This window comes from Streptomyces colwelliae (assembly GCF_048158785.1).
In the GTDB taxonomy this organism is placed as follows: domain Bacteria; phylum Actinomycetota; class Actinomycetes; order Streptomycetales; family Streptomycetaceae; genus Streptomyces.
In genome coordinates this window covers 1-6,476 of sequence record NZ_JBLTJC010000495.1, presented here as the reverse complement: position 1 = coordinate 6,476, position 6,476 = coordinate 1, and the positions used below count along the sequence as shown (strand labels likewise).

At 71.3% G+C, this 6,476-nt stretch carries 4 protein-coding genes; all 4 read right to left on the bottom strand.

Going from position 1 to position 6,476, the window contains the following annotated elements:
• Positions 1–363: 363 nt before the first annotated feature.
• From ACNFOC_RS48800 to mtnA, 4 genes are read right to left on the bottom strand one after another with little or no spacing between them, the layout of a single operon-like run.
• Positions 364–2,196 (bottom strand): LpqB family beta-propeller domain-containing protein, encoded by a 1,833-nt coding sequence (locus ACNFOC_RS48800; protein WP_416965440.1) that lies wholly within the window; start codon positions 2,194–2,196, stop codon positions 364–366.
• The gene (mtrB, locus tag ACNFOC_RS48795) at positions 2,186–4,270 is read right to left on the bottom strand and encodes an MtrAB system histidine kinase MtrB (RefSeq protein ID WP_416965439.1); all 2,085 of its coding nucleotides are present in this window, start codon (positions 4,268–4,270) and stop codon (positions 2,186–2,188) included. Before mtrB ends, ACNFOC_RS48800 begins: the two co-directional genes overlap by 11 nt.
• 1 nt (position 4,271) lies before the next feature.
• The gene (gene mtrA / locus ACNFOC_RS48790) at positions 4,272–4,961 is read right to left on the bottom strand and encodes a two-component system response regulator MtrA (RefSeq protein ID WP_187284748.1); all 690 of its coding nucleotides are present in this window, start codon (positions 4,959–4,961) and stop codon (positions 4,272–4,274) included.
• 8 nt (positions 4,962–4,969) lie between these two features.
• Positions 4,970–6,109, bottom strand: a complete 1,140-nt coding sequence (gene mtnA / locus ACNFOC_RS48785; protein WP_416965438.1) for an S-methyl-5-thioribose-1-phosphate isomerase — start codon at positions 6,107–6,109, stop codon at positions 4,970–4,972.
• Positions 6,110–6,476: the final 367 nt, after the last annotated feature.

Genomic DNA, 6,476 nt, shown 5'->3' with positions numbered 1-6,476 from the left:
CCCCGCCGCAGCGCGAGGAGCAGCCCGGCGGGCTGATCTCGGCGGTCCGCCGGTAGAGCGCCTCCCGGTTCCCTCGATGATCGATTCCAAGGGGGCCTGATGAGGGAAGCCAGGTTCATGCGGGCCAACGACCGCCCCGCGGCCGTGGCCTGGCCGCCGCGGCCACCCCTGTGGACAACGGCCTGTGGACAACTCCGCGCAACCGTCAACAGCCGTCACCCACACGAGTGCAGAGCCACCCGGAACAGCCACCAGCCATCCCGGAACACACGAACGGCCGCCTCCACCGAGCCTCAGCCCGACCGGAGACGGCCGCTTTCAGCCTGCCACCTCAATACCTCGACGCGTCAACGCGTCAATGAGTCACCCCGGATAGACCGGCGCCGACCCCGTCTTGACCACCTTCTGCCACTGCGCCCCGTTGGACAGCCGTACGATCCCGTCCTCCGAGTAGGCAACCAGCGGCAGCTTGTCGTCCTCGGACGCGGCGATCTCCTTCACCCCGGTCAGCGCAGCGGGCGCCGGGCCCTCCGGCGTGGAGCCGTCGACCTGGACGTACCGCATCTGCAGCACGCCTTCGTGCTCGCGCCCCACCACCACGAGCCGGCTGTCCCCGGCCCACGACATGGCCGTGATCTCCTCCAGGTCCGGCGTGACGGACCGCAGTTCGAGCACCGAGATCACCGGTGTCTCCCCCACCGCCCCGCTCCGCTGGATCCGCCCGACGAGCAGGGACCGCTTGCCGTTCTTCTCCACGACAAGCGCGATCCGCACCCCGTCGGCGGCCACCCGCACCGACTCGATACGGCCGTCCAGCCCCGGCATCTCCACCGCTATCGGCTGCCCCGCACCCTTCTGCAGCAGGAGCAGCCGCGGCTTCTTCGGGTCCCGGTCGGCCACCCAGAGGTCGCCCTGCGCGTCCCAGCTGGGAGCCGTCAGCCGGTCGGCCTCCGTCGCGCCCTGGCTGGTCAGCACGGGGTCCCCGAGCGAGGCACCGGACACCAGCGACCCGACGTAGAGCGACTTCCCGTCGAGACCGACCCCGGCCCCGGCCTCCTCGTCGCGCGACACCGCCACCGACCGCAGCTGCTTGTCGCCCTCGCCGAGCGCGCCCGGCACCGGATCGGCATGCGTGCCGCCTGCGGGCATCCGCACCACGCGGTGCTTGTCGTCGAGGAAGTACAGGTACGTGGGCCGGTTCACGGCACCGTGTGCCGCGAGGGTGTCCGCGTCGCTCTCCTTGTAGACGCACAACTGCGCGCCGTTGGAGGCCTGCAACTCGACCTCGTCCACCGTGGGCGTCATGGTCCGGAGCGTGTAGAGGATCTGCGTGGCCATCTCGTCGCACCGGGCCAGCCCCACCCGCGAGGCCTTCTGGTTCAACGGCACCGTCAGCTTGTTCGTGTCGTCGGGCGTCAGCGAGGTGACACCCTTCCGCAACGCCGTCCCGGTGGGGAAGCTCGACCTGACCACGGGCCCGAGCCAACTGGTGGGCCCGTTCAGCAGCGACCGCACCATCTGCGTCACGGGGTCCACCCGCCGCCGTACGAACACGGGGTCGGCGACCGCGATCGGCTGTGAGGTCGCCCCGACCGAGGTGTTCGACGCGAAGTAGTACTTGTTGACCGACATGTAGTTGCGCTGGAAGTCCGACTCGCCCATGACGACGCCCTGCGGCAGCTCGTCGATGCGCCACTGGCCGCTCTTCGCGTCCTTCGTCAGGTGTACGGCCTTGCTGTACCGCCCGTCCGCCGGCGTGTACGCCTGCTGCGAGTCCACCGTGGCGACCCGGTCGCCGGTCAGGGTATACGTGAAGGTGCCGGTGTCCTCCCGGCCGACCGGGGCACGGACGGCCTCGGTGCTCGGCCCGTCGGCGAGCACCGTCGTGGACAGCTCCGGCTGCCAGCCCCGCGCGGCCTTGGCGGACAGGTACATGCGCGCCGTCTTGTAGCTCGGGTCGTCGCTGGTCAGCGCCTCCAGGAAGCCCTGCACGATCTCCCCCTGCGACGCGTCCTCCCGGGGCGGCATCGCGAAAACGCGCACCTGGGTGTCCTGTCGCGGCGTCGACTCGACCCCCCGGAGGTCCCCGCTGTCGGGCATCGAGGCACATCCCGCCAGCACTACGACGCCCAACGCGACGTACGCCACCGCGCGTCCCGGCTTCCGCCGGGCGCCTCCCTCGCGGTCAGCGCCCACGAGATGCCTCCCCCTGCTTGTTCGAGTCCTCCGGCACGGCGGCCGGGTCCGTGCTGCCCGCGGCCTCGCTCCGAGCCGGATCCGCGGACGCCCTGTCCTCCTGCCGACGGGTGCCGCCGGTCGGCCGGGGCACCACGCGCGCGCCGTTGCCGGGCAGCGCCGTCGGGTCCGCTGTGGGAGTCGTGCCGGTCAGCCTCGGGGCGATCGGGTTCCGCGCGGGTATCGGCGGCACCTGGTCGCCCATCGGCTGCACCGGGACCGTCGCACGCTTGTCCCCGCCCCCGCTCGGCAGCCCCGCGTCGCTGAGTCCGCGGTTGCGGCGTGAGTCCTTGGGCTCCAGGGGTATCGGCGAGCCCCGTAGCGGTTCGTCCGCGGTCCGCGGCAGCGTCAGCCGGAACTGCGAACCGCCGCCCGGCTCACCCCACGCCTGCAACCAGCCGCCGTGCAGCCGCGCGTCCTCCAGGGCGATGGACAGCCCCAGACCCGTACCGCCGGTGGTACGCGCGCGTGCCGGGTCGGCCCGCCAGAAGCGGCTGAACACCCGGGTCGCCTCACCGGGCTTGAGGCCCACCCCGTAGTCGCGCACCGCGATGGCGACCGCCCCGCCCGCGGTGGCGAGCTTGACTATGACGTCCTTGCCGTCGCCGTGCTCCACGGCGTTGACGACGAGATTGCGCAGCACCCGCTCCACCCGCCGGGCATCGGCCTCGGCGACCACGGGCTGCTGGTCGCCGACGACCCGTATCTGCGTGCCCTTGCGCTCGGCGAGCGGCTCGGCGCCGCTGAGCACCCGCCGTACGACCTCTCTCAGGTCTATCGGCTCGGCCTCCAGGGCCGCCGCGCCCGCGTCGAAGCGGCTGATCTCCAGCAGGTCCGCGAGCAGCGTCTCGAAGCGGTCCAGCTGGTCGGCGAGCAGTTCGGCCGACCGCGCGGTCATCGGATCGAAGTCCACGCGCGCGTCGTGGATGACATCGGCCGCCATCCGTACGGTCGTCAGCGGCGTCCGCAGCTCGTGCGACACGTCGGACACGAACCGCCGCTGCATCCGTGACAGGTCCTCCAACTGCTGGATCTTCAGCTGGAGGTTCTGCGCCATCTTGTTGAAGGCCTCGCCGAGCCGCGCGATGTCGTCCTCGCCGGTGACCTTCATCCGCTCCTGGAGGCGCCCGGCGGACAGCCGCTCGGCGATCCCGGCGGCCATCCGCACCGGCGTGACGACCTGCCGCACGACGAGCCAGGCGATGGCCCCCAGGAGTACGACGACGAAGAGCCCGGCCGTAGCCAGGGTCCCCTTGACCAGGCTGAGCGACTTCTCCTCCTGGGTGAGCGGGAAGAGGTAGTACAGCTGGTAGGGGTCGCCGTTCGGGTCGTTGACCTGCTTGCCGACGACCAGCGCCGGCTGGGACTCCTTGCCGTTGCTGTAGATGATGCGGGTGTAGCTCTGGGCAGCCGTCGTACGGTCGTTGACCCGCGCCCGCAGGTCCTCGGGCACACTCGCGGACGGGTCGACATACCCGGAACCGCGCGGGCTGCGTCCGCCGCCGCTCTCACTGCCCGCGGGCAGTGTCACCACGTCGAAGGCACCCTGGCCGCCGCTGGACAGCGACGACACGAGGTCGCTCATCCACTGGATGACGTTCTGGGAGGAGGTGCCGCCGGTCCCGGAACCGTCGTCGGCGGTCCCGCTGGCCGCCTCGTCGGCCCGCTGCTTCGCCACGGCGAACCCACCCGTGGCCTGGCTCTGCGAGGCCTTCACCTTGGCGTCCAGCAGGCCGTTGCGCACCTGGCCGATGACGACGAAGCCCAGCAGCAGGACGACGCCCAGCGACATCAGCAGGGTCGTGACGACGACCTTGAGCTGGATGTTGCGCCGCCACAGCCGCATGACCGGCAGCAGCGGCCGACGCACCCAGCGCATGAACAGGCGGAGGACCGGGCTGCCCTGGACTCCGCCCTGCAGCAGCCCGCCCTCCAGCAGGCGCCCCCAGCGGGAGCCCGCCGACTTCCGGCCGACAGGCCGCCCCGCGCGGGCCCCGGACCCCCCGGGCGCCGAAGCGGCACTGTCCCTGGACATGTCAGCTCGGTCCCGCCTTGTAACCGACCCCGCGGACGGTCACCACGATCTCCGGCCGCTCCGGGTCCTTCTCGACCTTGGAGCGCAGCCGCTGGACATGCACGTTGACCAACCGGGTGTCGGCCGCGTGCCGGTAGCCCCAGACCTGCTCCAGGAGCACCTCACGCGTGAACACCTGCCACGGTTTACGGGCCAGCGCGACCAGCAGGTCGAACTCCAGCGGCGTCAGCGCGATCGACTGCCCGTCCCGCTTCACGGAGTGACCGGCCACGTCGATGACCAGATCGCCTATGGCGAGCTGCTCGGGCGCCGGCTCCTCCGACCTCCGCAGCCGCGCCCGGATCCGGGCGACCAGCTCCTTCGGCTTGAACGGCTTCACGATGTAGTCGTCAGCGCCCGACTCCAGGCCCACCACGACATCGACGGTGTCGCTCTTCGCCGTGAGCATCACGATCGGCACCCCGGACTCCGCCCTGATCAGGCGGCACACCTCGATACCGTCCCGTCCGGGAAGCATCAGGTCCAGGAGCACCAGGTCGGGCTTGCTCTCACGGAAAGCGGCCAGCGCCTTGTCGCCGTCGGCTACGAAAGACGGCTCAAAACCTTCACCACGCAACACAATGCCGAGCATCTCGGCCAGTGCGGTGTCGTCATCGACGACAAGGACTCGTCCCTTCATAAACGACATCATCCCATTAACTAAATCGTTACCTGTCGTGACCTGTCACACAGCTCTGCCAGCGCCTCCGCCGTCACGGGGGAAACAGCGCCTTCTTCGGTGACGATCGCCGTCACCAGCTCGGGAGGCGTCACGTCGAACGCCGGGTTGTAGGCCTGGGTCCCCAGGGGTGCCACCGGAATCCCGCCTCCCGCTCCCGACACCGTCACTTGGGGTGACGTGATCTCCGTCACTTCAAAGCCGGGGCGCTGCTCCACCTCGATGGACGCCCCGTCCGGCGTGTCCAAATCCACCGTCGTCACCGGCGCCACCACGATGAACGGCACATGGTGGTACCGGGCGAGCACGGCGAGCGGATAGCTCCCCACCTTGTTCGCCACCGAACCGTCGGCGGCGATCCGGTCCGCCCCGATCAGTACCGCGTCCACCTCCCCGGCCGCGAACAAAGAGCCCGCCGCGTTGTCCGTGAGCAAGGTGTACGCCATTCCGTTGCGTGCCGCCTCATACGCCGTCAGGCGAGCACCTTGCAGCAACGGACGCGTTTCGTCCACCCACAGCCGCCTCAGCCGCCCGTCCCGGTGCGCCGCGAGGGCCACCGCGAAGGCCGTGCCCTCGCCGCCCGACACCAGCGCCCCGGTGTTGCAGTGGGTCAGAATCCGGTGCCCACCGCCGGGCAGCAGTTCGTCCAGCAGGGCCAGCCCGTGCGCGGCCATCCGTGCGCTGGCCTCGGCGTCCTCCCGGTGCAGCAGCCGCGCCGCGGCCAACGCGGCCCCCGCCGCCCGCGCGGCACCGCCTCCCTCGGCGAGCGCCGCCCGGTGCGCGGCCTGGGCCCTGCGCACGCCGACGGAGAGGTTCACCGCGGTGGGCCGGGCGCCCGCCAGCGCGATCGCCGCCTCGTCCACGTCGAAGCCCCGCGCGGCGGCGAGCGCGACGCCGTACGCCCCCGCGATGCCGAGCAGCGGCGCCCCGCGCACCGCCAGCGAGCGGATCGCGTCCACCAGCGCGGACGCGTCCGTGCACACCAGCTCGACCTCCTCGGCCGGCAGTCTCGTCTGGTCGAGAAGGACCAGCACAGGGCCCTCGGGGGGCTCGTCCCATCGGATCGCGGGTATCTCGGACGGCCGGCCGTCCTCGCCGGATTGCGCGTACTGATCAGCCATGCGGTCAGTCTGCCCCGTATCCGGCGGACAATTGAAGGTGTGCAGCCCATACCGCGGCCGGTCACCGCTCGACCACCCCATGGCACGATGGCTGCCAACCTGCCGCCGCGCCCGCGGACGGGCACCGTGAAGGAGCGACGATGAACGACACTCCGGGCTGGGCCTCGCCCGGATCCGCCCCGCCCGACGGGCCCGAGCCCGGCGCGTCAGACGGAACCCGAGCGTGAGGTCGTCGTGCCCGTCGCCGGTGAGGTCGCGGTAGTAGGGCCTGAGGACGGGGCAGGCGCTACGGTCCCCACCCTTCTCGCAGTCCCCGATCCGCTCGGCGGCGCGTACGACGTTGGCCATGAGCTGCTCCTTCGACGGG

Excerpts from the sequence above, each read along its gene's own strand:
- mtnA (WP_416965438.1), bottom strand. The coding sequence starts at position 6,109 with ATGGCTGATCAGTACGCGCAATCCGGCGAGGACGGCCGGCCGTCCGAG.
- mtrB (WP_416965439.1), bottom strand. The coding sequence starts at position 4,270 with ATGTCCAGGGACAGTGCCGCTTCGGCGCCCGGGGGGTCCGGGGCCCGC.
- mtrA (WP_187284748.1), bottom strand. The coding sequence starts at position 4,961 with ATGATGTCGTTTATGAAGGGACGAGTCCTTGTCGTCGATGACGACACC.